This is a genomic window from Sorangium sp. So ce448 (assembly GCF_051520915.1).
GTDB classification, from domain to species: domain Bacteria; phylum Myxococcota_A; class Polyangia; order Polyangiales; family Polyangiaceae; genus Sorangium; species Sorangium cellulosum_B.
On the sequence record NZ_CP150343.1, the window covers coordinates 7,648,655 to 7,673,909 of the forward strand.

General features: G+C 70.8%; 20 protein-coding genes. 9 read left to right on the forward strand and 11 right to left on the reverse strand.

Translation table 11 applies throughout. From position 1 onward, the window contains the following. Positions 1-146: 146 nt before the first annotated feature. The 3 genes from WMF45_RS28875 to WMF45_RS28885 all read right to left on the reverse strand — a co-directional run bounded on the left by WMF45_RS28875 (position 147) and on the right by WMF45_RS28885 (position 3,412). Positions 147-356 carry a hypothetical protein gene (locus tag WMF45_RS28875; RefSeq protein WP_437707900.1) on the reverse strand — a complete coding sequence of 70 codons (210 nt, stop codon included), beginning with the start codon at positions 354-356 and terminating at the stop codon, positions 147-149. Between the two features lie 891 nt (positions 357-1,247). Continuing rightward, positions 1,248-1,928 (reverse strand): hypothetical protein, encoded by a 681-nt coding sequence (locus WMF45_RS28880; protein WP_437707902.1) that lies wholly within the window; start codon positions 1,926-1,928, stop codon positions 1,248-1,250. 158 nt (positions 1,929-2,086) lie between these two features. Beyond that, positions 2,087-3,412: a flavohemoglobin expression-modulating QEGLA motif protein gene (locus tag WMF45_RS28885; protein ID WP_437707904.1), complete on the reverse strand. Its 1,326-nt coding sequence runs from the start codon at positions 3,410-3,412 to the stop codon at positions 2,087-2,089. A gap of 358 nt (positions 3,413-3,770) precedes the next feature. On the opposite strand from WMF45_RS28885, the gene WMF45_RS28890 reads away from it, so the two are divergent. Both WMF45_RS28890 and WMF45_RS28895 read left to right on the forward strand, forming a co-directional pair. After that, complete coding sequence (locus WMF45_RS28890) at positions 3,771-5,231, forward strand: serine/threonine protein kinase (protein ID WP_437707905.1); 1,461 nt, start codon at positions 3,771-3,773, stop codon at positions 5,229-5,231. Between the two features lie 461 nt (positions 5,232-5,692). Then, the gene (locus WMF45_RS28895; protein ID WP_437707907.1) at positions 5,693-6,733 is read left to right on the forward strand and encodes a serine/threonine-protein kinase; all 1,041 of its coding nucleotides are present in this window, start codon (positions 5,693-5,695) and stop codon (positions 6,731-6,733) included. A 136-nt stretch (positions 6,734-6,869) separates the two neighbouring features. On the opposite strand, the gene WMF45_RS28900 is transcribed toward WMF45_RS28895, so the two are convergent. Together WMF45_RS28900 and WMF45_RS28905 are read right to left on the reverse strand one after the other, a co-directional pair. Next, positions 6,870-7,853 (reverse strand): serine/threonine-protein kinase, encoded by a 984-nt coding sequence (locus WMF45_RS28900; RefSeq protein ID WP_437707909.1) that lies wholly within the window; start codon positions 7,851-7,853, stop codon positions 6,870-6,872. Positions 7,854-7,981: 128 nt separating this feature from the next. Continuing rightward, positions 7,982-9,592, reverse strand: coding sequence for a serine/threonine protein kinase (locus WMF45_RS28905; RefSeq protein WP_437707911.1), 1,611 nt, complete (start codon positions 9,590-9,592; stop codon positions 7,982-7,984). A 295-nt stretch (positions 9,593-9,887) separates the two neighbouring features. Here WMF45_RS28905 and WMF45_RS28910 point away from each other — a divergent pair, with 295 nt between their 5' ends. The 3 genes from WMF45_RS28910 (at position 9,888) to WMF45_RS28920 (ending at position 11,962) form a co-directional block, all read left to right on the forward strand. Beyond that, positions 9,888-10,835: a sigma-70 family RNA polymerase sigma factor gene (locus tag WMF45_RS28910; protein ID WP_437707913.1), complete on the forward strand. Its 948-nt coding sequence runs from the start codon at positions 9,888-9,890 to the stop codon at positions 10,833-10,835. Positions 10,836-11,000: 165 nt separating this feature from the next. Beyond that, a complete protein-coding gene (locus WMF45_RS28915; RefSeq protein WP_437707915.1) occupies positions 11,001-11,417 on the forward strand; it encodes a VOC family protein in 417 nt (138 codons plus the stop codon). Positions 11,418-11,458: 41 nt separating this feature from the next. Next, positions 11,459-11,962 carry an SRPBCC family protein gene (locus WMF45_RS28920; protein ID WP_437707917.1) on the forward strand — a complete coding sequence of 168 codons (504 nt, stop codon included), beginning with the start codon at positions 11,459-11,461 and terminating at the stop codon, positions 11,960-11,962. A 54-nt stretch (positions 11,963-12,016) separates the two neighbouring features. Here WMF45_RS28920 and WMF45_RS28925 read toward each other — a convergent pair whose 3' ends face one another. Next, positions 12,017-15,904: an ATP-binding protein gene (locus tag WMF45_RS28925; RefSeq protein WP_437707919.1), complete on the reverse strand. Its 3,888-nt coding sequence runs from the start codon at positions 15,902-15,904 to the stop codon at positions 12,017-12,019. A 432-nt stretch (positions 15,905-16,336) separates the two neighbouring features. Between WMF45_RS28925 and WMF45_RS28930 the strand changes: the two genes are divergently transcribed. Beyond that, a complete protein-coding gene (locus tag WMF45_RS28930; RefSeq protein ID WP_437707920.1) occupies positions 16,337-16,537 on the forward strand; it encodes a DUF6289 family protein in 201 nt (66 codons plus the stop codon). A 228-nt stretch (positions 16,538-16,765) separates the two neighbouring features. Here WMF45_RS28930 and WMF45_RS28935 read toward each other — a convergent pair whose 3' ends face one another. After that, entirely contained in the window at positions 16,766-17,131 is a 366-nt protein-coding gene (locus WMF45_RS28935) for a DUF4180 domain-containing protein (protein ID WP_437707921.1), read from the reverse strand. A gap of 156 nt (positions 17,132-17,287) precedes the next feature. Continuing rightward, entirely contained in the window at positions 17,288-18,220 is a 933-nt protein-coding gene (locus tag WMF45_RS28940; RefSeq protein ID WP_437707922.1) for a DUF2935 domain-containing protein, read from the reverse strand. A gap of 511 nt (positions 18,221-18,731) precedes the next feature. Here WMF45_RS28940 and WMF45_RS28945 point away from each other — a divergent pair. Then, the gene (locus WMF45_RS28945; RefSeq protein ID WP_437707923.1) at positions 18,732-19,127 is read left to right on the forward strand and encodes a YciI family protein; all 396 of its coding nucleotides are present in this window, start codon (positions 18,732-18,734) and stop codon (positions 19,125-19,127) included. After that, positions 19,124-20,386, forward strand: a complete 1,263-nt coding sequence (locus WMF45_RS28950; RefSeq protein WP_437707925.1) for an RNA polymerase sigma factor — start codon at positions 19,124-19,126, stop codon at positions 20,384-20,386. Before WMF45_RS28945 ends, WMF45_RS28950 begins: the two co-directional genes overlap by 4 nt. 87 nt (positions 20,387-20,473) lie before the next feature. Here the strand turns inward: WMF45_RS28950 and dauA are convergent, their stop codons facing one another. Further along, positions 20,474-22,267 carry a C4-dicarboxylic acid transporter DauA gene (gene dauA / locus WMF45_RS28955; RefSeq protein ID WP_437707927.1) on the reverse strand — a complete coding sequence of 598 codons (1,794 nt, stop codon included), beginning with the start codon at positions 22,265-22,267 and terminating at the stop codon, positions 20,474-20,476. A 312-nt stretch (positions 22,268-22,579) separates the two neighbouring features. On the opposite strand from dauA, the gene WMF45_RS28960 reads away from it, so the two are divergent. Continuing rightward, complete coding sequence (locus WMF45_RS28960; RefSeq protein ID WP_437707929.1) at positions 22,580-23,662, forward strand: AraC family transcriptional regulator; 1,083 nt, start codon at positions 22,580-22,582, stop codon at positions 23,660-23,662. A gap of 63 nt (positions 23,663-23,725) precedes the next feature. On the opposite strand, the gene WMF45_RS28965 is transcribed toward WMF45_RS28960, so the two are convergent. Beyond that, complete coding sequence (locus WMF45_RS28965; RefSeq protein ID WP_437707931.1) at positions 23,726-24,313, reverse strand: hypothetical protein; 588 nt, start codon at positions 24,311-24,313, stop codon at positions 23,726-23,728. Positions 24,314-24,358: 45 nt separating this feature from the next. Continuing rightward, positions 24,359-24,808: a hypothetical protein gene (locus tag WMF45_RS28970; protein WP_437707933.1), complete on the reverse strand. Its 450-nt coding sequence runs from the start codon at positions 24,806-24,808 to the stop codon at positions 24,359-24,361. Positions 24,809-25,255 lie beyond the last annotated feature (447 nt).

Below are 25,255 nucleotides of genomic sequence, written 5' to 3' on the forward strand. Positions count from 1 at the left end.
CCTGGCCCAATCACGATCGGAGCCGCCATGGCGCAGCCGGGCGGCGTGGAGTCGCGGAAGTCTAGGCCTTCCGGCTCCACGCCGCCGGAGCGCACGGCCGGACCGCCGCCCGTTTGCGGCGCTCCGGCGCCGGAGCGGCGGCGGATCTACCGCTGCACGCCCATGCGGCGGCGCTGCGGGATGTTCAGCGCCGGTCGGGAGCGATCCTGGTTCGGGAGCTTGCTCGGCGGGCGGGGCTCCCGGTGCGCGGGCCTCGGCGCGGGGACATGCCCCGTCTGCGGCGGGCGCCGCTCGGGCGTCTTGGCCGAGCCGAGCTCCTGTGCGCGCTCGGGGAGATGGGCGGGTCGCTCGGTCATGGAATCCTCCATTCGATCACTCATCACCACGGCAGAAAGAGCACCAAGGCTGAACGAACCCTTCGAAGAACCAGCTCTCATACACCCTCCATTCATCGTACGACCCCGGATTGCAGGCACACCGATGCCGCGACGGACGCTGGCTCCGGACGCCGCCCCAAGGCCGCTCGACTGGCGCTCTCGCGCGATGGACGCACCTCCACGCATCGCCGGGGCAGGGCGGTCCGCATCACCACACGCCCCCTGGCAAGGCGCCTCAGCGCCTCGCCGTCAGGGGAGATGGCGAGTCGGCCCGCCGCGCCACGAACCATCCGGCTCGGTGCTTCGCGCGAGCGGCCAGCGAGCGAGGGCCTGCGACCGCGAGGTCAACGACCTCCAGCGCATCGGACTCGTTCGCAGCTTGGCCACGCTCCGTCCCCACGAGCGCACGACCACGCACGCGCGGGGTTCCGCGGGCGGCTGTCGTGGCTGCTCACGCGCGGCAGCAGAAGGGCGCCGTGCCTACCTGGGCAACAGGCGCTTCCCCTTCGGGGCCGCGTGACGGAGCGGTGGTATCAGAGGAAAGTGTCCATGATTGACGCGGGCGACGCGTCGACAGCAACGCTAGCACCGGAGCCAGAGATCGCCCAGCACTTTCTGGTGGTGGGGTGCTCCGGCCGAAATGGGGTCTTTTGAACCGCCAAAGGACGCCCAAAGACGCCAAATTTTTGTGTTTTCTTGGCGTCTTTGTGGCGTCTTGGCGGTCATTCAGGGTTGGGGAATTCCCCCACCACCCACGTTCTGTGTCCGTGGAGGAGCGCTATCCTCGCGGAGCGTTCCTCTCATTGAACTTCTGCTTTTCCCCCCGCTCCACGAGCGGCAGGAGCTCGCACGGGCGCGCCGAGCCACCGCTCAGAACGCGAGGCGCAGCCCCACGCCGAGGGGGACCGCTCCAGGCGACGCGGCGACGGCGCCCGGACCGACGAGGAGGCGCGCAGCGGCCAGCCCGCGCATGTCGAGCCCTTTCCGCAGCACCCGCTTCTTGCCGATCACGTAGAGCGGCAGGCCGACGCCAACCGCGGCCGCGCCCCCGACCGCCGTCGCCACGGCCACCGTGTACGTGTCACGGTGCTTCGCGGCGGCCTCGTCGTGGTTCGCGGTGATCAGCACGGCGCCGGTGACGAGGGCGGCTGCTCCGAGGCCCGCGAGGACGATCCCCGAGACCATCATGACCGTGCTGTTCCGCTCGGTCGTCCGCTCCATGAAGTTGCGGAGCTCTCTCTTCGTCGCCTCGATCTCCAGCTCGATCTGGCGCCCGTGGGCGTCTCGCATGTCTTCGTCTTCAACAAAATCGTGGACGGTGTCCGCCTCGTACTTGAGCGCCTTGATCCTTGCCTCGTACGCAGCGACCGTCGCCTCCCACATCACCTGCGGCGGGAGCTCCTCCGCGGCCGGCGCGGCAGGGGGCGCCGAGGGCGCGAGCTGCGGGGGCGGCGTGTGCTCCGCGCCCTCCGCCGGCGTCTGCGCGGCCGCGCTCGACGCGAGCACCGCGCCGGCAACGGCGAGCCCCCACGCGACGAGGCGGCGACGCACCGCGGCCGCGGAAGTGGAAGACGCGCGCGCCGGGGGCGCGGGGGGATGCGCGAAACGGGAATGGACTGGTCCCATCGACGAGCGGCATACCTCAACCGTGGCGCAGGGACATCCGTCGCGTCCCGCTCGCCCGGTCTGCGCCCGCGATCGCGGCGCCCTCATCCCTCCCGCGGCCGGCCGCGGCGCTTGCTCCCCTCCCCGTCCCCGACCGGCCGCGCCTCGGCGGCCACGCGGAGCAGCTCCTGGAAGTGCCGCTCCACCGGGCCGAGGTCGATGCCATCCATGAACGAGGTGAACGCAAAATAAGGCAGCAACGTCTGCCAGGCGCGAAGCCAGCCCGGCAGGTAGCGCGGCCGCTCCAGCACGCCGGCCGCGCGCAGCTCCGCCAGCACCGCGATGTCATCGAGCGCGATCCGGCCGCAGACGAGCAGCTCGACCTCGTCGCGCAGGCCGCCGCGCAGGACCGCGGCCAGGAAGGCGTAGACCTCGAGCAGGCCGGCCAGGTAACAGGCGTCCTTCGTGAAGGGCGCGCCGCCCTCGACGAGCCCGCCGCGGCAGACGCGCTGGGCGTCGAAATAGGCGTCGCGGCGCCCGGCCCCGCGCTCGCGCAGGTACCGGTAGAGATCGAGGAAGCTCGCGCCCTGCTCGGCCATGTCCACGAGCCGCACCCGCTCGGCGAGCCGGGTGAGGCGGCCGATGGAGAGCGAGCGGCTGTACAGCTCGGCGAAGATGGCGAGCCCCTCCTGCGTGCGCGTTGTGCGCGGGCCGCCCGACCGCAGGAACGCGCACCGCGGCTGCGCCGCGCCGTTGTGCGCGGTGAGCGCGTGCGTCTCCACCTCGTGGTGCCATAGCCCCTCGGCCTCCCAGGACGCGAACGTGGCCTCGGGGCGGATGCGGACGCGGCTCATGCCGGCCACCACCTTGGCCGTGATCCGCGGGTCGAGCACGATCTCGATGTCGAGCGGCGGCGTGCGCGCGGCGACGCGGGCGGCGAGCAGCTCCCGGAGCGCGCCGGCGTCGAGCGGCTCCTCGTCGGGATCGCTGGCCTCGTCCCAGCCGTGGACGCGCAGGCGCGCGGTGAGGTGCTCGGCGAGGTCGATGTTGCGGACCTCGCCGCCGAAGAACCGCGAGCGCGCGCCGCCGTAGAGCGCCCGCGAGCGCTCGGCGAACGCGCGGGTCCCCGCCGCCTCGAGCAGCTCCGCGGCCTGGATCTGCGCGCGGACGTTGTCCCGCAGCCAGTCGAGCGCAGGCGCGTCGCCGTCGATCGATCCGAGGAGCTCACGCAGCTCGGCGATGCGCCGCGCGAGCCCGTCGCGATCGACGCGGTGCTCGATCTCGGGGAGGTGATCCTCGCCGGCGGCGAAGAAGCGCTCCTCGACCTCGCGAGGCCACGCGATGTCGTCGAGCAGCCGGAGCGCCTTGCCCTCGGAGAGGCGGGCGCCGACCCGATCGAGCTGCTCCAGCACGGCGCGGTCGATGCTCATGGCCCCATGCTCGCGCGAACCGCGGGTCGCGGAAAGCCGCCGGCGCGGGCGCTCGCGGCTCCGGCGCGGATCCGGGGCTGGATCGCGAGCGCGCCTGGGTCCGCCTGCCGGCGATCCCTGGCGGGACGATGTCGCGGAGGCGAACCGCCGCGATCCCGCCCGCGGGCTCTGCTGAGATCGCCCATGCGCAGCCGTTGCGTGCCGAAGCGCCCCGAAGGCCTCCGGCAACGTGTTGTCGGCAACCAGCAGGCCTGTGCCGGGGAGGCAAGCGCGAGGGTGTGCGCCGCCGCTCCCCGTGGCCACGCCGAGCATGTTGTTCAGCTCCTCGCATCCGGGATACATTGGAGCCTGAACCTCGATGAATGATGATCCCCAGCTGGCACACTGCACAGCACGAATCGGAACTGTCCTCCGGGGCAAATGGCGCATCGATTCGCTCATCGGCGTCGGCGGGATGGCTGCGGTTTACGAGGCGACACACAGGATCGGCCGGCGCTGCGCGATCAAGATCCTCCACCCGGAAATCGCGGTCTCGAAGGAGCTTCGAGCCAGGTTCGAGCAAGAGGCGCTCGCGGTGAACCAGCTCGGTCACCCCGCAGCCGTCAATGTCCTCGACATCGACACGAGCGAAGATGGCTCGCCGTTCCTGGTGATGGAGCTGCTCGACGGTGAATCGCTCGGCAAGCGCGCCCACAGCTCCGGCGGCATCGAGGAGCGCGAGCTGCTCCGCGCTATCTCGACCGTGCTCGAGGTGCTCGATGTCGCGCACGGGCTCGGCATCGTCCATCGAGACATCAAGCCTGACAATCTGTTCTTGACCTCCTCAGGCGGCGTCAAAGTCCTCGACTTCGGGATCGCTCGAATGCAACAGGGCGGCTCCAATGTTCATACACGCACCGGCGCGATGCTCGGGACGATACCCTACATGTCACCCGAACAGCTCACTGGCGGCCAGATCGACGGGCGGGCCGACGTCTTCGCCGTTGGCGCGACGATGTTTCGAGTCCTGACAAAACGCCATGTGCACGAGGGATCCATGGAAAGCGAGCTCCTCATCAAGATGGCGACGCAGCCCGCGCCGGCCCTGCGCACCGTTGCCCCCGCTGTCAGCCCAGAGGTCTGCGCCATCGTCGATCGCGCGCTCGCTTTCGATCCATCGCGCCGCTATCCAACGGCCCGCGCCATGCGCGAAGACATCGAGCGAGTCTTGGGCACCAAGGCTCCCCCTCACGCGCCAGCCCCAGTGTCGATCCGAGCCGACGTGTCGTCGCCAATCAGCGTCGATGCCCCGACGATGGCTGCTCCTGCCCCCGGCCAAGCGATGCAGGCGCAAATGGCCGTACCCGTGCCGCCTCGATCCGCTGCAACCAGCCAACGAGCGAGCTCGAACTCGCCACTCTTGATCATTGCAGTGCTCGGCTCGTTTGCTGTCGCCGTTTGCCTCGCCGCCGTCTTCTTCGTTGTTCGTTCGCGAGACTCCGCCGAAGACACTCGTGAGAGCGCGGACGATGAGACATCGCAAGAGGACAAGGCGAGCGGCAGCTCTCGCACGATGGCCACGTCTTCCAGCGCCGGCACGCCATCCCCGCCATCCTCGACCGCTGGGCCCCCATCGACGCGCCGGCCCGCCTCCGACGGCAAGTATCGCCTCCTCGTCAAGGACGGCAAATATCCATTTTGCGTCACGTCGAAGCTGAAACACGCCTATCCGGTACGCACGAACGACGAGGGCGTCAAAGTGTGCACCGGCACCCCCGACGGGCCCATTCCGATTGACGGGCTCAAAGCCTACCACCCGTCCGAGCTTCAATGGCAATAGCTTTGTGAGGTGCGGCGGCCTTCGGGGCGGGGCTTGCGGGGCTTGAGGTTCCGGCGATGCGGGCGGCGACCAGCGAGCTGCGGTTCGATGCACTGTGGACATCCTTGTAGGCTGGCGTCGGCGCACGGAACCAGATCCGCCAACATCGCGTAATTGCACAGCTTTTCCCCACAAAGAGTGGATTGAGCAGGATGTCCACTCGGACGGCGGTGCGGTTCCTCCGCTCTCAGCGCCTTTGTCCGTGTACAGTCCTCGGCATGCCGGGGACAATCCCGCCCAAGGGGCGCTCAAGCACCGACGACGTCACGGTGCCGATGCTCGGGAGACAGGGCGACACATCTGTCGTTGAGCTCACAAGCTCGGCGCTGGTGGAAGAAATCGAGACTGCGGCGCGGCCGTGGTCGGACGACGCACCCACGTTGGTGCGCTCAGACGACAGAGCGCCAGCGCTGATCGGGAGCTTGATCTCGGAGCGGTACCGCGTCCACGAGCTCATCGGGGAGGGCGGCATGGGAGCCGTGTACCGCGGCGAGCAGGTGCACCTCCGCAAGCAGGTCGCGATCAAAGTCCTCCAGCCGAGCGCCCGGAACCTCCCCCAGATCGTGGCGCGCTTCGAGCGCGAGGCGATCGCGGGGGCGCATATCCAGCATCCGAACGTGGTCTCGGCAAGCGACTTCGGTCAGCTCGCGGATCGGTCGCATTTTCTCGTCCTCGAGTATGTCGAGGGCACCCCGCTCCAGGACGTGATCGCCTCGGCGCCGCTCCCCGCGCGACGCGCGCTCCACATCGCGCGGCAGATCGCGTCTGCTCTGGAGGCGGTGCACGCGAAGGGGATCGTGCACCGCGATGTGAAGCCGCAGAACATCCTTCTCGGCGCCCATGATCAGGTGAAGCTCATCGACTTCGGCCTCGCCAAGGTGAACGTGGAGCTCCTGTCCACGGCAAGCCGCGAGGCCGCGCGCAAAGGCCAGGATCTCACCGCCGCCGACCAGGTCCTCGGCACGCTCAGTTATCTCGCGCCGGAGGCCGTGCGCGGCATGGATGCCGTCGATGCTCGCGCAGATCTCTATGCGCTTGGACTCATCTTGTACGAAATGCTGTCCGGGAGGAGCCCGTTCGACGCGAGCGACGGCCAATCTTCCTTCCGGAAGCGGCTCGTCGAGGATGCGCCCCCGCTCCGCCAGCGTGCTCCCGGATCAAGCATCCGCCCCGAAGTGGAGGCGCTCGTGATGCGGCTCGTCCAGCGAGACCCGATCCAGCGCTATCCGACGGCTACGAACGTGATCGCGGCCATCGACGGGGCCATTGCGGCGATGGAGAACGCGCCGAGGCAGCTCGAGCCGACCGTCGCGATGCAGCCCGGTGCTCCGGGGCACCAGACGAGCGCGACACCGCTCGCGTCCAGGTGGAGCTCGCCGGCGATGCGGCCGTGGCTCATTGCGTCCATCGTCGTATCGCTCTTGCTCAGCGTCGCGCTCTTGATCGCCATCCTGCTCAGCTGACAGAGACTCAAATAAGGCCACATCGAGAGAGCAGGCTCGTCGCTCGACGGCAGTTCCATGAGCCCCGTCGGCTCGGTCCCCCCGCCGCCGACGCGTGCCATGGCCACGCAGGGCGCCCTTCGCGAGGTGGGCTCCCTCAGCGACGAGGAAGCGGGGCCCCCGCCGGGATCCGCCCTTCCTCGACGGCCACGACGTAGGGCGGCAGGCGGCCCGCCCGAACCGCGCGGACGTCGGCGCGCATCGTCGCCGCGTCCGGGTAACGCTCGACCTTGTCGAACGCGAGGGCACGATCCACGACGTCGCACACCTCCGAGGGCACGTCCGGCGCGCACTGCGCGAGCGACGGCGCCCGCGCCGTCGCCGCGGCGATGAGCAGGCGCGCCTCGGCCACTTGGCCGTGGATCGCGCGACCGGAGAGCAGCCGAAACATCGTGGCGCCCAGGCCGAAGACGTCGGTCCGGCCGTCGATCTCGCGGACCATCCCCCTCGCCTGCTCCGGCGCCATGTACTCGCACGTGCCGAGCGCCACGCCCGTCTTCGTGGCCGTCTTCTCCGGCAGCTCCCCCATCCCGAAAGGAAGCGGATCGAGCACGCGGGCGATCCCGAAATCGAGCACCTTCACCCGCCCATCGCTCCCGATATGCAGGTTCTCGGGCTTGATGTCCCGGTGAACGACGCCGTGCGCGTGCGCCACGACCAGCACATCGAGGACCCGCTCGGCGAGCGCCAGCACATAGCCCACCGCGAGCGTCCCCACCCGGGCCATGTGGTCGAAGACCGTCTCGCCCTCGAGCACCTCCATCGCAAGGTAAGCGGCGCCGTCGTCCGCGACGCCCGACTCCAGCACGAGCGGCAGCCCCTCGCAGAGCGGGCCGACAGCCGCCAGGGCGCTGCCGATCGGGCCCTCGCGCAGGAAGCGCTTCCGGAGCTCCTCGATCTGGCTCAGCGACGGGTGCAGGACCTTCACCGCCGCAACCTGGCCGTCAGCGCGCCGGCCAAGGAAGACGCTCGCCATCCCGCCGCCACCGAGCACGCGCTCCACCGTCCAGGTCCCGATCTGGGTGCCGATACGCAGCGCCGCGAGCTCCTCGTCGTCCATCGAGCGGGCGGATGGTACCATCCCGTTCACCAGGAGCGATCGCGAAAGGCCACCAGCTCCAGCGAGCTCACGCGACTGTGGACCATTGTCTACACCACGCTGAGCTCGTCCAGACGCCGTCACGCTCGACCCCGCAGCGCCTGCGACGCTCAGTCGGGGCATGGGGCCCCGCACGCCATGACGTTGCCAGGACAGGCTTCTATCTGCCCGAGACACGTGCCGATGACGCAATCAGAGCCAGGCGTGCAGTACACCAGACAGGGAGCGCTCGTCATGCAATTGACCGAGCAATCGCCTTCGCACCAGATCTTGTGCATCCCCGATCCCATGCAGTTGACCAGCGCGTCCCGGCGCGCCCCGATGTCGCAGACGCTCCCGTCCTGACAGGCGATCTGGCACGGTTCATCGCACACGTGATCGCAGTCGTTTGTCTGCATACAGCTGGTCCGCTGCGACGCGCCGCGCCCTTCCTCGGGGCCGCGGCTTGGTGGGCCAGGGAGGCGAGCTCTCGTGTCGCCCTTCCTCTCGGGGCCGGGATCCGGAGCCTTCGCCAGGACGCGATCCGCCGCCGGGCCGCCGGGAACCTTGGCGGGCGGTGAGGCCGCCGGTCGCTGCGCGCCGGTCGCCCCCGGCGATCTCGCGTCGGGCTCGACGTTCACCGCACGGAGAACCACGGCGACGAGCACGCCTGCGGCGAGCAGCGGGAACGCCAGCACGGCCCATCGCAGCCTCTGTCCACCTGCCGGCGGCGGGGCGGGATGCAGGCCACCGGCGCCCGAGGCGCGCACCGAGACGGCCGAGGAAGGGGCGAGCCCGTGGGGCATCCACACGGTCGTGGCGGTGCTGAGCGGATCCGCCGCGGGGGCGGGAAGCCCGGCCGCGCCGAACCGCAGAGCAAAAGCGGGCGGCTGACCGGACAGGACCGCGCGCACGTCCTGCTGCATGACCGTCGCGCTCGGGTAACGCTCGCCTCGATCGAACGCGAGCGCGCGATCGACGATGGCACACACCCACTGCGGGGTCTCCGGAGCGACGCTCGCGAGCGGCGGCGCAGGCAGCGTGGCCATCTTGACGACCAGATCGGTGTCAGAGCTCGCGTCATGGATGCGCCGCTTCGTGATCAGACGAAACATCGTCGCTCCGACCGCGAACAGGTCGGCACGCGCATCGATCTCGTCGCCCCTGACTTGCTCCGGCGGCATGTAGGCGACCGTGCCGAGCGTCGTTCCCGTGCGCGTCCGAACGTAGTCGGCCGCGGCCTGCCTGACGCGGGCGACGCCGAAGTCGAGCACTTTCAGGCGCCCGTCGCGGAGGCGGAACAGGTTGTCTGGCTTGATGTCGCGGTGGATGATGCCGTGCGCATGGGCCGCTGCCAGCACGTCCAGCAGCCCGTCCACCATGCCCAGCAGCTCGGCCATGTCCACGCTGCCGAGGCGCCTGGCGTACCCGGCGAGCGACTCACCATCGAGCAGCTCCATGACGAGGAACGGGCAGCCGTCCGCCGTCGTGTCGATATCGCGTATTTCCACCGCGCCGGGATGGACGAATCGATTGACGGCTTGCGCTTCCTGATCGAACCGCGCACGCAGCTCGGGCATGCGCGCGATCTCGGGGTGGAGGATCTTGATGGCATCTCGCCGCCCGATCTTGTGCGCGCCGACGTAGACAGCGGCCATCCCGCCCGAGCCCAACAGCCGCTCGATCGTCCACTTCCCGCACAACACGGTGCCGACTCTGCGCTGCAGTTCCTGGTCGTCCATATCCGGGTTCAGGGTTGCTAATTTGCCGAACGGAGTCCTCGCGGCGCCCCAGCACCGCCCTGACCGCCGCCCATCCTAGCCGATTGGCCGTTGCGTCGTGACCACGCGTCGTCGTCGTGAGCGCGCGACACGCGGCATGCCGTCCCGGGTGTGTCGACGACCGAGCGCGGCAGCAGGCCGACCAGGCCCACAAAAAGTGCCCCAGTCGAGACCAGCGCCCTGCCCTCGGCGCGCGTGTCGCGCGGAGGGAGCGTGACCGTGGATCCGCCCGAAAGCCGATGGTACCGTCGCCGCGATGGGGAGCGTGGACCAGCTCGAGGAACACCGCGCGGCGCTCACCGGGCACTGCTACAGGATGCTCGGCTCCGTTGTCGACGCCGACGACGCCGTCCAGGAGACCATGGTGCGCGCCTGGCGGAGCCTCGACAAGTTCGACGGGCGATCGTCGCTGCGCACCTGGCTGTACCGGATCGCGACGAACGTCTGCCTCGACGCGCGGGCCGATCGCGCGCGCCGGGCGCGCCCGATCGAGGAAGGCCCTGTCGGCACCGTGGACGACGAGCTCCAGACGCGCCCGGGAACGCACTGGCTGGAGCCCGTCCCCGACGCGCACGCCCTCCCGGCGGACATCGACGCCGCGGAGCGGGCGGTGCTCCGCCAGAGCATCCGCCTCGCGTTCGTCGCGGCGCTCCAGCACCTGCCGCCGAAGCAGCGCGCCGCGCTCCTGCTCACCGAGGTGCTCGGGTGGTCCGCGGCGGAGGTCGCCGACAGCCTCAGCACCTCGGTCGCCTCGATCAACAGCGCGCTCCAGCGCGCGCGGGCGACGCTCGCGAGCCGCGATCTCGGCGACATGCGCGCCACGCTGCCGGAACCGCAGTCCGCCTTGCTCGACCGCTACGTCACCGCCTTCGAGCAGTACGACGTGGACCGGCTCGCGGCGCTGCTGCACGAGGACGCGACCCTGTCGATGCCGCCTTTCACCCTCTGGCTCCGCGGCCCCGACGCCATCCGCGCGTGGCTGCTGGGCCGGGGCGCGGGCTGCCGCGGGTCGCGGCTCGTGCCGACGGCCGCCTGCGGCTCGCCGGCGTTCGCCCAGTACCGCCCGGCGCCGGAGGGCGGCCACCGGGCCTGGGCGCTCATCGTGCTCGATCTCGCCGGGGACCGCATCGCCAGCATGACGTCCTTCCTCGACACCGAGACGCTCTTCCCGCGGTTCGGCCTGCCGCTCGATCTCCCCGCGTAGCCCCCGCGCCCGGCCGCATCGGGGCGGCGATCTTTTTTTTCCGGTCGACCGATGAGTCCCGGCGCAGGCGGGTGTCTATGGGGTGAACTCCGGCACGACGGCCCTCATGGCCGCGATCGTGGCCGGCATCACCCGGCGTCCATGCTCGAACAGGAGAAGAGGACCATGACAACGAACAGCGCTCGCAAGATCTTCGTCAACCTGGCCGTCAGCGACCTGAAGCGGTCGATGGAGTTCTTCGCGAAGCTCGGCTTCGAGTTCAACCCGCAGTTCACGGACAGCAACGCCGCCTGCATGATCGTCAGCCAGGAAGCCTTCGTGATGCTCCTCACGGAGCCGTTCTTCAAGGGCTTCACGAAGAGGGAGATCTGCAACACGCGCACGCACACGGAGGGGATGTTCGCGCTCTCGTGCAGCAGCCGTGCCGAGGTCGACGAGATCGTGAAGACGGCGATCGCGGCGGGCGGGTCGCACGCCATGGATCCGCAGGATCACGGCTTCATGTACGGCTGGAGCTTCTACGACATCGATGGTCACCACTGGGAGGTCGTCTGGATGGCCCCCGAGGCGATTCAATCGTAGCCGGCGCGTCGACGAAGGAACGTAGGAGAAGGAGGAGAGCCATGGTCGAGAGCCGCACAGCGAACAGCGATAGCTTCCAGGTCACGACGCCGTCGGCGGACGAGGTCCGCATGACGCGCCTGTTCGACGCGCCGAGGCACCTCGTGTTCGAGGCGATGACGAGGCCCGAGCACATCAGGCGGTGGTGGGGCTGTCTGGGCGAGGGCTACTCGGTGCCCGTCTGCGAGATGGACCTCCGGCCGGGCGGCAAGTGGCGCTTCGTGAACCGCCACCCGGGCGGCGAGGCCGCCTTCCACGGCGAGAACCAGGAGATCACGGCGCCGAGCCGGCTCGTGTTCACGGAGATCTTCGAGCAGTTCCCGGACACCGTCACGGTGGTGACGGCGACCTACACCGAAGAGGGCACGAAGACGCGGCTCACGGCCACCGTGCGTTATCCGTCGACGGAAGTGCGCGACATGGTGCTCGCGTCCGGGATGCCCAGGGGCGCGGGCATCAGCTACGACCGCCTCGAAGCGCTGGTCGCGCAGCTGCAGCAGCGATGAGCCCGGTTGGCCGGCGGTGAGCGGGCGCGGCGCTGCCAGCCCGCGCGCGCTCGCTCACGCGCGCCGCCCGGCGAGCACCTGCCGCAGCGTCGCGTCGCTCACGGGCTTCGTGAGGTGCAGGTCGAAGCCGGCCTGCCTCGACCTGGCCTGGTCCTCGGGTCCGCCGTAGCCCGAGATCGCCACAAGGTAGAGCGGGCCGCCCCCGGGCGCGGCCCGCGCCCGGCGAGCGACCTCGTGACCATCGATGCCCGGCAAACCGATGTCGATGAAGGCCACCTCGGGGCGCAGCGCCAGGAGCTTCGTCACCCCCTCCAGGCCGTCCACCGCCACCGTCACCTCGTGCCCCAGCGCCTCGATGAACTCGCTCATCACCCGGCGCACGTCCTCCACGTCCTCCACGACGAGCACCCGGCGCCGCTCGGCGGCCTCCGCCGGCGGCGGTGCGGCGGGCGGCTCGGCGCCGGGCGCGAGCGGCGGCGCCCCGCCCCGGCCGAGCGGAAGGCGCACGATGAACTCGCTGCCCTGGCCCGGTCCGGCGCTCTCCGCGACGACGCTGCCGCCGTGCATCTCCACCAGCCGCCGCACCAGCGTGAGCCCGAGGCCCAGCCCGCCCGTGCCGCGGTCGATGCTCCGATCGACCTGCGTGAAGAGCTCGAACACCCTCTCGAGCATCACCGCCGGGATGCCGCGGCCCGTGTCGCGCACCCGCAGCACGGCCTCCGGCGCGGCGCCCGCCGCCTCGCGGGTCAGCCGCACCGAGATGGCGCCCTCCGGCGGCGTGTACTTCGCGGCGTTCGTCAGGAGGTTCGTGACCACCTGCTCCAGCCGCGTGGCGTCGGCCCGCATGCCGAAGTCCCCCGGCCCGACCTCGACCGAGAGCGCGTGGCGCCGCGCCTCCACGGCCGCGCTCACCGCGGCGGCGGCGTTCCGCACCGCCGCCGCGAGATCGACGTCCTCCAGGCGCAGCTCCACCGTGCCGCGCGTGATGCGCGACACGTCGAGCAGATCGTCCACCAGGCGCACGAGGTTGCCCACCTGCCGCCGGGCGATCTCGCGGTAGCGCGCCGACCTGGGCGCCTCGCCCGCCAGATCGCCGAGCAGCGTGAGCGACAGGCTGATGGCGGCCAGGGGGTTGCGGAGCTCGTGCGCGAGCATCGCGAGGAACTCGTCCTTGCGCTGGTCGGCGAGCCTCAGCGCCTCGACGAGCGCCTCCACGCGCCGGCGGGCGTTCACCTGGTCGGTCACCTCGAAGGCGAACACGAAGATGCCCTCGATCGCCCCGTCGCGGTCGCGCATCGGCTGGAAGACGAAGTTGAAGAAGCACTCCTCCGTCGTGCCATCGCCCTGGCGGTCGAGCCGCACGGCGAGCTCCTTTCCCACGAAAGGCTCGCCGGTGCGGGTCACTGTATCCAGGAGGTCCGGGATGGATTGCCCCTCGAGCTCGGGCAGGGCGGCCAGGATGGGCTTGCCCACCTGCGCTCGTCCGCCGACGAGCTGCTGGTAGAGCGGATTGACCACCTCGAAGACGTGCTGCGGCCCGCGGAGGATCGCGATGGGCCCCGGGGCCTGCATGAAGAGGTCGTTCAGGTACTGTCGCTGCCCCTCGGCTTCCCGCCGCCGGCGCGCGAGCTCCACGTGGATGCGGACCCGCGCGAGGAGCTCCCGCGCGGAGAACGGCTTCACGAGGAAGTCGTCGGCGCCGGCCCCGAGGCTGTCGACGCGCACCTCCTCGCCCGCGCGCGCGGAGAGCATCATCACGGCGACGCCGCGGGTGCGCTCGTCGGCCCGCAGCGCCTTGAGCAGGCCGAAGCCGTCGAGCCGCGGCATCATCACGTCGGTGAGCACGAGGTCCGGGACGTGGGCGCGGGCGCTCTCCAGCGCGGCCTGACCGTCGGCCACGGCCTCCACCGTCCACCGCTCGGCGAGCAGCAGCCGCTGCACGTAATCGCGCATGTCCGCGTTGTCGTCCGCGACGAGGATGTGCCCCGGCTGCTTCGGGGTCGGGCGCTCCTCGGCCGGCACGGCGTCCGGCGCCGGCACGTCGCGCTCCCACTGCGCGGCCTCGTCGAGGAAGGGCGCCGCGCCGCCCCCCTCCGTGGCCGGCGCGGGGGCGAGGTCGATGCGATTCGCGGGCAGGTGCGCCTTCCCGAGCGGGATCGCGACCGAGAAGCGGCTGCCCGCGCCGAGGCGGCTCTCCACGGCCACGCTGCCGCCGTGGAGCTTCGCGAGCTCTCGCACCAGCGCGAGGCCGATGCCGCTGCCCTCGTAGCTGCGGCCCCTGGCCCCCTCGACGCGGTAGAACCGATCGAACACGCGCGGCAGCTCCTCCTCCGGAATGCCGGTGCCCGTGTCCTCGACCGACAGGACGATCCGCCCCCCGGTCTCCTCCAGCGTCACCCGGACGCCCCCCGAGAAGGTGAACTTGAAGGCGTTCGAGATGAGGTTGAGCACGATCTTCTCCCAGAGCTCGCGGTCGACGTAGGCCGGCTCGGAGAGGGGCGGGCACTCCACCGTGAGGGCGAGGCCGGCCCGATCCATGAGCGAGCGGAACGAGCTCGCGAGCTCCGCCGTGAAGGAGCCGAGATCGGTGGGCTGGTAGCTGGCCCGGATGCGGCCCGCCTCGATGCGCGAGAAGTCGAGCAGCGTGTTGACGAGCCGGAGGAGCCGGAGGCTGTTGCGGTAGATGATCGCGAGGCGGTCGCGCTGCGGCGCGGGCAAGGGGTGCTCGGCGTCCGAGAGGCCGTCCTCGACGGGGCCCAGGATCAGCGTGAGCGGCGTGCGGAACTCGTGGCTGATGTTGCTGAAGAACACCGTCTTGGCGCGGTCGAGCTCGGCGAGCGCGTCCAGCCTGCGCCGCTCCTCCTCGCTGGCCCGGGCGTTCTGCAGGGCCGCCGCGCCGTGGCCGGCCAGGAGCCGCAGGAAGCGGCGGTAGTCGTCGTCCAGCACCAGCCGGGGGCTGGCGCCCGCGACGAGAAAGCCGCCCGGGCGGCCTCCGGCGCCGGCGCGGGGGAGCGGCAGCACCACCGCCTGGCGAGCGGCTTCCGGCCATGGGCCTCCCGGAAGGGGGCCGACGCGCGCGGGCAGCTCCGACAGATCCACCTCCACCTCCCCGCGCAGCGCGCGGTGCAGCGGCCACACCGCGCCGGCCGCCGCGCCGAGCTCCACCGCCGCCGGCGCCGCCGCGTGGCTCGGATCGAGCCCGACGGTCCCTGCGAGTCGGGCGGGCGCTCCGTCGTCGTCCACGAGATAGATCAGGGCGAACGGCACGTCCCGCCCGGCCTCTGCCAGGGTCTCCATCATCACCCGACAGACGTCCTGAACGCTCCTTGCGTCAGCCGCCCTCGCCGCCAGCGCCCCGAGGACCTGCAGCCGTCGCTGTCCAAGGATGTACCCTGTGCTCTCGGAGCAGGCGACGAGGATACCCGCGATAGCGCCCCTCTCGTCCCGGATGGGGGTCTGACCGTAGCTGAAGTAGCACTCCTCCATGAAGCCGTGACGATCGAGGACGAGCAGGCCATCGCGGACGTAGGTGGCCCCTCCCACGAAGGCCTTCGTGATCATCGGCTCGAGGATCTCCCAGATCTCCTTCCAGCACTCGCGGCCCGCCTGGCCCATGGCGGCCGGGTGCTTCGTGGATCCGAGCATCGGGCGGTAGGCGTCGTTGTAAAACTGAATGAGCTCCCGACCCCACCAGAGGAACATGGGGTGTTCGGACGAGAGCAGGATGGACAGCGCCGTCCGCAGCGACTGGGGCCATGCCTCGAGCGGGCCCAGCGCCGTCTGCGACCAGTCGATCGAGCGTATCAGCGCCCCCATCTCGCCGCCGCCCGAGAGGGCGCCGCAGGCCGGATCCGGCCCGGCCCCGGCGCTCGCTTCCTCGCCGCGGCCCGCGCCGGTTCGCTCCTCGACGCTGTCGCGCGGGCCGGTGCGCTGTCTCGTCATGGGGGACACCTGCTTTTCTACCACGGCCGAGTCCAGCCATCCTCGGCGCTGCACCTTGGGGACGGTCGCCTGCTCGTCTCAACGCCCCTCTCGATGCGTACCGCGTCGATAGGCCGGCCCAGCCCCATCGGGGCGACTGAATTTCCTTGACACCGCAATCACGCCACGGGCCTCGGGGCGGGATGCCTCTTTTGCCTTCGTGAACCGCGCTCACGAGCTCGCCTCCTCCCACGACCGAATGAAAGTTTGCAGAGCTCCGCAAAGGACACTCCGGCTGGACCGCTTGCTCGAGCCGAGCAAGCGGTCTAAGCTGCCTCGCATAACTTCGGAGGCCCCAAATGGCCTCCCATTGCAAGAGGAGCGTCCATGCGTCGTCTCAGCCCTGCTGCCCGCGTTCGGTACTTCTTCGCTGCCCTGACGGCAGGCTCCGCGATGTTGGGTACCACTGCCCTGCTGGTCCCCTCGAGCGAGGCGGCGCCCGGGGGGAATTGCACGTATTACAGCGACGAGAGCTACACCACCGTCGTCGGCCAGTACGGCCGCGACTGCTGCAACAACCGGATCGCGTGGGGCACCACGACGCAGCACTACGAGTGCGGCGGGTGCTTCACCTGCACCCCTCCCCCTCGCTGAGGGAAGCGCGCCGGTGACGGACGGCCGGCTCGATGGCGATCGCCGGCCACGATCGTTCAGCTTGCGAGAGGAATTGAACAGGGAGGCGGGGAGACGGGGAGATTGGTTGGATCTTTCTCCCCGTCTCCCCGCCTACCTGTGAATTTCCCCGAAGATTCGGGGGATGCTTCGGGTCGGCATGAACAAGCGTCGATGGCGCCAAAGGCGCTGTGGGCCAGGCCGCCACGGCTACGTCTGGCCGAGCCACGCGATCGCGGCGTCACGCGCCTCGAACACGCCGAAATGCTGGCCGCGGCGCTCCTCGGCCACCACCTCCCCGAACCGGCTGCTGAATTCAGCGGCCCCCGGAGGGCACACCACCGCGAGCCGGATCCAGTAGTTTCTTAGCTTCTGCAGGATCTCCCCGGCCTCCCCTGAGCTGAGGTCGAAGAAGGCCGCCGTCAGGTTCGCCGGGTGGAGGAGCGCACACCGCACGCCGCCCGAGAAACAGGCCTCGATCACGCGGTCGACGTCGCGGACGCTCTCCATGATCCGGTGGTCCGGCGGACCTTCCACGAACTGCACACCGCCCTCGTCGACCACCGTCAGATCCATGGCATCCCTCCGACACGGCCTCTGCGCCGCGGGCTCGGCGGAGAGCTCCGCTCGACCCGCGACCAGGAGTATCCCGGCGAGCGGCCGCTGTACAGGCATCGCGCGGCGCGCAGGAGCAGGGGCCAGGCCCGCCCCCGCCGCGCGGCGCCCTGGGCGTCACTGGGCGCGCCTGACCTCGTCGGAGAACCTCACCGCCTCGCGGAGCACGTGATCGGCGAGCGCGGGATCGATGATGCTCTTGATCTGCCCCGTCTCGATGCCCTGCTCCGCGGCCGTCTTGAAGTCGATGACCTCGTCGGCCATCGTCGCGAGCTGCCCGCTGTCGACGCGGAACGCGTGCGCCTGGTACAGCTGCCCGGCGCGCGCCGTCGCCTGGTCGATGAGCGCGCGCTCCTGCGGGTCGAGCAGGTGCGCGATGAACTCGAGGTGATCCGCCATGATCGTCGTCCAGAACGCCGAGACCTCGTCGCTCTGGAGCGAGATGTCGCCGTACGCGAGCCGATCGAGCCGGGTGACGAAGCGCTCGGCCTCCCGCGCGATGTGGTCGAAGAAGAGCGGCCAGACGAGGCTCCGGAGCGAGCCGCTCTCCTGCGCGCGCTGCATGCGGCGCTTGTACTCGATGAAGCGCTGGACGCTCGACCTCGTCGAGGCGAGGAGCGAGGAGATCCCATAGTCGCCATACCCCCGGTCGCGCGCCGCAAGGAAGTGCCTGGCGAAGAGGTTCTGGTACTGCCGCGCCTCGTCCCGGGGCCCGCGGAGGTGATCTCCGGGCATGAGCAGCGTGATGAACAACGCATGTTCCATCAGCTGGTCCGTCCAGAAGAGGACCTCCGAGACGGCGTGCGCTGCATAGCCGGCGCCCGGCCCAGGCAGGAAGACCGGCTTCCTCGAGCGCTGGTCCACGGAGATGCCGGGCGTATAGGCGGCCCCTGCCGGGAGGGCGAGGGGCCCGATCGACTCGCAGACCGCGTAGCTCTTGTCGGGCAGCGCGAGGCTCGGTGTTGCGAGCAGCGAGGCACCCGCGGTGGCCATCGCGCCGCCGGCGAATTGCCGGCGTCCAAGTTTCCCTTGCGGAACACGCTTCTCCATCGACGCTCCTCCAGGTTCATGCATCCGTGAGAATCGGAGCGCGAGGGTGCATGTCCCGCGCCTGAGCCAAGGAGTCGACTCGAAGGGCGGTCCGCCGGCGCGCGCCTCACCGATCACGAGGGCCGGCGACCCACGGAATCACCACGCCCGAGCGCTTCGTCAGCAGAGAGGTCGCGTGGGGGCGCGCCGGACGTCATTCACGGAATCCGCCCGTGATGGGCCGACCTGCGATCGGCGGCCTGCGAACACGGCGCACATTCCCCCTCCTCTACCGACGACCTGCGACCACGGAGCACATCACACCACGGAGGACACACGCTCGCGACGACCTACCTGCACACTTCCTGGGGGCGCCGCAGACGCACCTGCACCCACACGCGGCCGTCCCTCGTGTCGGGGTTCGAATTTCTTCGCTATCGTCGCCCGGGATGTCGAGGTCCCGCCCTCGGCTCCGACAACCCCACGAACGCGCGCCCGATCCCGGGGCGACAGCGAAGAGAAGGAGCCGATCATGAAGTACATCCTGATGATGAACACCCCGTGCGGGGGGCCGTACCAGGTCGCCAACTGGCAGCAGAAGGACTTCCAGGCGCACATCGCGTTCATGAAGAGCTTCCACAGGAAGCTCAGCGCGTCGGGCGAGCTCGTGGCGGCCGAGGGCCTGGCGGGGCCCGACCAGGCCAAGCTCGTGCGCGCCGGCAAGGACGGCACGCCGATCACCGACGGGGTGTTCCCGGAGACCAAGGAGTTCCTCGCCGGGTACTGGATCGTGGACGTCGAGAGCCCCGAGCGCGCGTACGAGATCGCCGCGCAGGCGTCCGCCGCGCCCGGCCCCGGCGGCGCGCCGCTCAACATGGGGATCGAGGTGCGCGAGGTGATGAGCGCGCCGCCCAGCGATCTCCAGTGACCTCTCCGTCCCAGGGCGCCACGGCCGAGCGCCTGCTGCGTGATCTCGCGCCGCAGGTGCTCGGCGCCGTCATGCGGCGATTCCGAGATTTCGGCGCCGCCGAGGACGCGGTCCAGGAGGCGCTGATCGCGGCGGCCACGCAGTGGCCGCGCGAGGGCGTGCCCGACGAGCCGCGCGCCTGGCTGATCCACGTGGCGTCGCGGCGCATCGCCGATCACGTCCGGAGCGAGGCGGCACGCCGCCGCCGCGAGGCGATCGTGGTCAGCCTCGTGCCGCCCGAGCTGCAGATCGCCCTCGCCGCCGACAGCGACGAGGCGGCGCTCGAGGACGACACGCTCACCTTGCTGTTCATGTGCTGCCACCCCGCGCTCTCCACGCCCTCCGCGATCGCGCTGACCCTGCGCGCCGTGGGCGGCCTGACGACGGCCGAGATCGCAAGGGCGTTCCTGGTCCCGGAGGCGACCATGGCGCAGCGGATCAGCCGGGCGAAGCAGAGCATCAAGGCGTCCGGCGTGCCGTTCGAGCGGCCGACGCCCGAGGCGCGCGCGGAGCGCCTCGGCGCCGTCCTGCACGTGCTCTATTTGATCTTCAACGAGGGTTACACCTCGAGCTCCGGCCCCGCGCTGCACCGCGACGATCTGTCGGGCGAGGCGATCCGCCTGACGCGCGCCGTGCACGCGCTCCTCCCGGACGACGGCGAGGTCGCGGGCCTCCTCGCGCTCATGCTCCTGACCGACGCGCGGCGCGCGGCGCGGACCGGGCCTCTGGGCGAGCTGATCCCGCTCGCGGAGCAGGATCGGGGCCTGTGGGATCAGCGCGCGATCGCCGAGGGCGTCGCGCTCGTAACGGCGGCGCTGTCCAGGGGCTCGATCGGCGCCTACCAGCTGCAAGCGGCGATCGCGGCCGTGCACGACGAGGCAGCGCGGGCCGAGGACACGGACTGGCCGCAGATCCTGGCGCTGTACGGCCTGCTGATGCGGATGTCCGACAACCCGATGGTGGCGCTCAGCCACGCGATCGCGGCCGCCATGGTGCACGGCCCTCGGGCGGGGCTCGATCTGCTGGACGCGCTCGACGCCGACGCGCGCCTCTCGGGAAATCACCGACTCGACGCCGCCCGCGCGCACCTGCTGGAGCGGGCCGGCGATCGCGAGGCGGCGATCGCGCACTACAGGCGTGCGGCCAGCCGCACGACGAGCATCCCGGAGCAGAACTACCTGGCGACGCAGGCGGCCCGGCTGAGCGACACGCTGAAGTAGCGAGAGCGAGCCGCGCGGCGCGCGCAGAGGCCGCGGAGGTGTCCGGCGAGAGAGGAGCGGTACCGCGGACCTGCCGGCGGCGAGCGCTCAGCCGTTCACCAGCTCGCCGGCGAGGCGGAGCGCCGCCGCCCGATCCTCCGCGACGTACACGCGCTGGGACCGCTCCGGCAGGCGCGCCTTGTCGAAGATCTCGCGCGGCCTGGGCAGCGGACCGGCGAGGATCACCGCCTTCTGGCGCCGCGCGAGCCCGTCGAGCGCGTTCTCGAGGGCGACGAACCCCGTGCTGTCGATGAACGGCACCTTGCCGAGGTCGAGGATCATCACCTCGTAGCTGTCCCCGCGGATGGCGTGCAGCGCCGCCATCGCCTTCTGGGCGGCGCCGAAGAACAGCGGGCCGTTGATCTCGTAGAGGGCGACCCGCCTCGGGAGCTCGACTTCGCCCGATCCGCCGGAGGCGTCCAGCACCGTCCGGCTCCCTGTCAGCTCGGCCATCCGGCGCATGAAGAGGATGGCGGCGAGGATCACGCCGGCCGACACCGCGATCACCATGTCCAGGATGACGGTGAGCCCATAACAGGTCAGGAGCACGAACACATCGCTCCTCGGCGCGAGCCTCACGAGACGGATGAAATGGTGGAGCTCGGACATATTCCACGCGACGAGCAGCAGCAGCGCCGCCAGCGACGCCATGGGGACGTAGGCCACGAGCGGGGCGAAGACGAGGATCGACAGGAGGACGACCGCGGCGTGGGTCGCGGACGCGATCGGGGAGCGCGCGCCAGCCCGGATGTTCGTGGCCGTCCGCGCGAGCGCTCCGGTCGCCGCGATGCCGCCGAAGATCGGCGCAACGATGTTCCCGATACCGAGGCCGATGAGCTCCGAGTCCGGATCGTGCTTGGTCCCTGTCATGCCGTCGGCGATGACCGCCGACAGCAGCGATTCGATGGCGCCGAGCATGGCGATCGCGAAGGCGGCGGGGAGCAGCTCCCTCACGAGCTCGAGCGAGAGCCCATCGCCCCACGGCAGCGAGGGCGTCGGGAGGATCGACGGGATCCCGGCGATCTCCACGCCGCCGACGGTGACGCGAAAGCGGCTGCCGATCGTCGCCACGGAGAACGCGGGGTAAGCCGCGTCGACGGCCACCGCGGCGAGCGACACGACGGTGATGGCGACGAGGGGCGCCGGCACCTTCTTGATGACGCGGGGGACGAGCAGGAGCAGGGCGAGCGTCGAGGCGGCGACGGCGAGCTCGAAGAGATCGGCCGTCCCGCGCGCCGCCCACAAGGCCGCCACCTTGGCGGTGTAGTGCTCCGGGAGCGGCCCGGCCTGGAGGCCCAGGACGTCCTTCACCTGGAGCGTCGCGATCACGGTGGCGATCCCGGCGGTGAAGCCCGTGGTCACCGGATACGGGATGTATTCGATGAGCCGGCCGAGCCGCATGAGCCCCATGATCACGAGCAGCACGCCGGCCAGGAGCCCCGCCGTCATCAGCCCGGACAGCCCGTGCTCCGCCACGATGGGCGCGAGGATCACCACGAAGGCCGCCGTCGGGCCGGTGACCTGGAACTTGCAGCCGCCCAGCAGCGCAACCAGCACGCCCGCCACGATCGCCGTGTAGAGCCCGTGCTGAGGAGGAGCCCCCACCGCGATGGCGAGGGCCATGGAGAGAGGGAGCGCCACGACGCCGACGACGGTGCCTGCCAGGAGGTCGGCCTGGAGATCCCCGAGGCCGTACCCCTTGCCAAGGCAGCGCCGGAGCGCCGACGCCACCGGGATCCGATGCCGCGCCGGAGCAGGCTGCGAGGTGGGCGGCCGGGGCGCTTCGCCGCCCTGGCCCGGCCGGTCAATCGCTGCAGCGACGCGCTCGGACCTGAACGTCATCGTCGATACACCTCCATCGAATGCTCGTGGATGTCGAGCAACACCGGATGTGTTGAGCAACATCGGTGCCACGCGACGATGTCCTCTGTTGATCGCTCGAAGCGCGCCGTTTCACGGCGGAGCGCGGGCTCGAAACGTGTTTACGACATATTGTCGCCATGAATTCATTGCTTCATGGCCATAACGACAACCTGGCGCGGTCATCGAGCCCGTCGCCGTCGTGCCCTATCACGGGCGCTCGGCGAGCGCTGCGCTCACCCAGCTCACCCCGCTCGTCTCGCGGTCCACGGCGGATGATAGACTCGCTCGGGCATGCCGTCTTCCCCGTCGCGGCCCACGGTGTCCATGGCCATCGTCGGCCGGCTGATCTCGTATGCCGCCTCTCGCGGCCTCCGTCACGGCGATCTTCTCGAGGTCGCCGGCGTCTCCGCCGAGTCGCTGACCGACGCGGACAGCCGCATACCGGTGACGTCGTTCGACGCCCTGTGGGCGCACATGGTACGCGCGCTCGACGATCCCGGGGCGCCCATCCGCCTGGCCGCGCGGACGCGCATGGAGGAGATGCACGTCATGGGCTTCGCGGTCATGACGAGCGCGAGCGCCCGTGAGTCGCTCGACCGTGTCGACCGCTACATGGTGCTCCTGCAGGATACACCGCGCTGGGTGGCCGATACCACGACGGACCGGGACGCTCCGTTCGCGGAGATGCACCGCTCGCCCCGCTTCACGCTGGGCGCGCGCGTCGCGACCGAGCACAGCCTGGCGGTGTACATCCGTTGCTTCCGCCAGTGCGCAGGCGTCGAGTTCTCGCCGCTCCGGGTCAGCTTCCGCCACCCCGCGCCGCGCGATCTCGCCGCGCACCGCGACTTCTTCCGCTGCCCTGTCGAGTTCGACGCGCCCCGCGATGGCTTTGCCTTCCCACCGTCGTTGCTGGACCTCGTGCCTCGCGACGCGAACCCGGCCCTGAGCGCCTTCTTCCACCAGCACGCGGAGGAGCTCCGCCGCCGTCGCGTCGCCGACGCGTCGCCCAAGTCCGATCGGGTGCGTGACGTCATCGCGCACCTCCTCGCCTCGGGCGAGCCGTCGGCGACCACCATCGCGCGGCGGCTCGGGACGAGCGAGCGCACGCTGCGGCGGCACCTCGAGGACGAGGGGACGACGTTGCGGCAGATCGTCGGCGACGTGCGCCGTCAGACCGCCGAGGAGCTGCTCCGCGAGAGCGACACGTCGATGTCGGAGATCGCCTTTCTGCTGGGGTTCTCGGAGGTGACGGCCTTCGCGCGGGCCTTCAAGCGCTGGTCCGGGAGGACGCCCGGCCGGTTCCGTGAGGAGGCGCGCGGCGCCCCGGAGCGCCGCGCCGCAGCGGGCGTGGACCGCGCGGCGGACGACGGCTGACCGCCGGGGCGATGGCCCGCCTGGTCCGGGGCCTCGGGCCGCAACCGTCCGGCGCGCCCGGCCTCAGTACGATATCTCGGCGGCGGCGACCTTCGCTCTCGCCGCTTCCCACGACATCGGGAGATCACCCGCGCCGACGGTCCACTGGGTCACGACGCCGTGGACGCTGATCGCGCTCGCCGCGCTCATCGCCGAGAGGTGGGCGTCCGACATCACGAACTTCCCCATCGCCTCTTCGTCCTTCCACACCGTGATGGTCCTCGCATAGCCGCACTTCGCCGACGTTCCGAGCGTGAAGCCGATCAGCCCTTCCTGCGCGGGCAGCTGGGCGAGGATGGGCCCCATCAGCTCGCCGAACCTCTGCTGCGCCGCCGCGTCGGGCTTCATCCAGAGCAGGGTCGACGAGGCAACATAGGAGTCCTGCGCGGCGCCCGTGAGCGCGCCGTCGGCGAACCCGGGTCCGCCGAACGGCGGGCTCTGCAGATCGTCATCAGTGCACGTGAACTCGGAGGCGGCGGTCTGCGTGCCCGAGCCGCCGCCCGTGTCGCTCGGTGTCCCGTCGTCCGCGCCGCACGCCGGGACGAAGGCGGCGGCCGCGACGAGGAGCGGGACAAGCGCGACGCGGGAGAGGGAAAAGTCAATTCGAGACATGATGGACCTCATGACAGGAAAAAGGGGGATGTTGTCGGGTGCGAATCAGCGCTCGTCCGCGCGCACGGGCGAGACCACGCCGAAGACGAGAACGGGGAAGGTGCGCTGCAGGCGGCGAGACACGAACTCCGTGCGCCGGCCGAAGCTCCTGACCGAGACGCGCGCGCCCACCGGCTGTCCGCCGCCGAGGGTCACGGCCCATATCGGGCTGCCGCCGTCCGGCCGCACGGCGAGGTAGGTGTAACTGCCTGCCGCGAGCCGCTCCTCGACGACGCCGACCACGGGCGCCAGGTCGCCGAGGGATCTCGATAGGTCGCCAAGCGGGCTGCCGGGCGGCGCGTCTCCGGCGACGTTCCGGTCAGCGTGCGTGCCAGGATGCGCAGCGGCGTGGACTGCGAGCGAGCCGCCGGCGGCCACGAGCCCGACCAGCAGGGCAGCGGCCACGAGGGCGCGGGTCTGAGGGAAGCGCGAGGTGCGATGAGCGGCGAGCAGCATGCCGGGAAGCTACGCGCCGCGGCCGGCGCCGGCCTTTGCCCGAACGGCCAAGTTGTTGGCCCGCTCGGCCACGCCGCCGGCCGCCGATCCGACCCAGGTTGGCCGACCCGACCCGGGTTGGCCGACCCGCCCTGGCCGACCCGACCAGGTTGAGCCGACCCGACCCCGACCCGAGACCCAGGTTGGGGCCGAGCCCGCCGACCCAGGTTGGGGCCAAGCCGCCGACCCCGAGCCGCCGACCCAGGTTGAGCCGACCTGAGCCGACCCGACCCAGGTTGCCCAGCCCGACCCAGATTGAGCCGACCCGACCCAGGTTGGGGCCGAGCCGCCGACCCCGAGCCGCCGACCCAGGTTGGGGCCGAGCCGCAGGTTGGCCGACCCGACCCAGGTTGGGGCCGAGCCGCCGACCCAGGTTGGGGCCGAGCCGCCGACCCAGGTTGGGGCCGA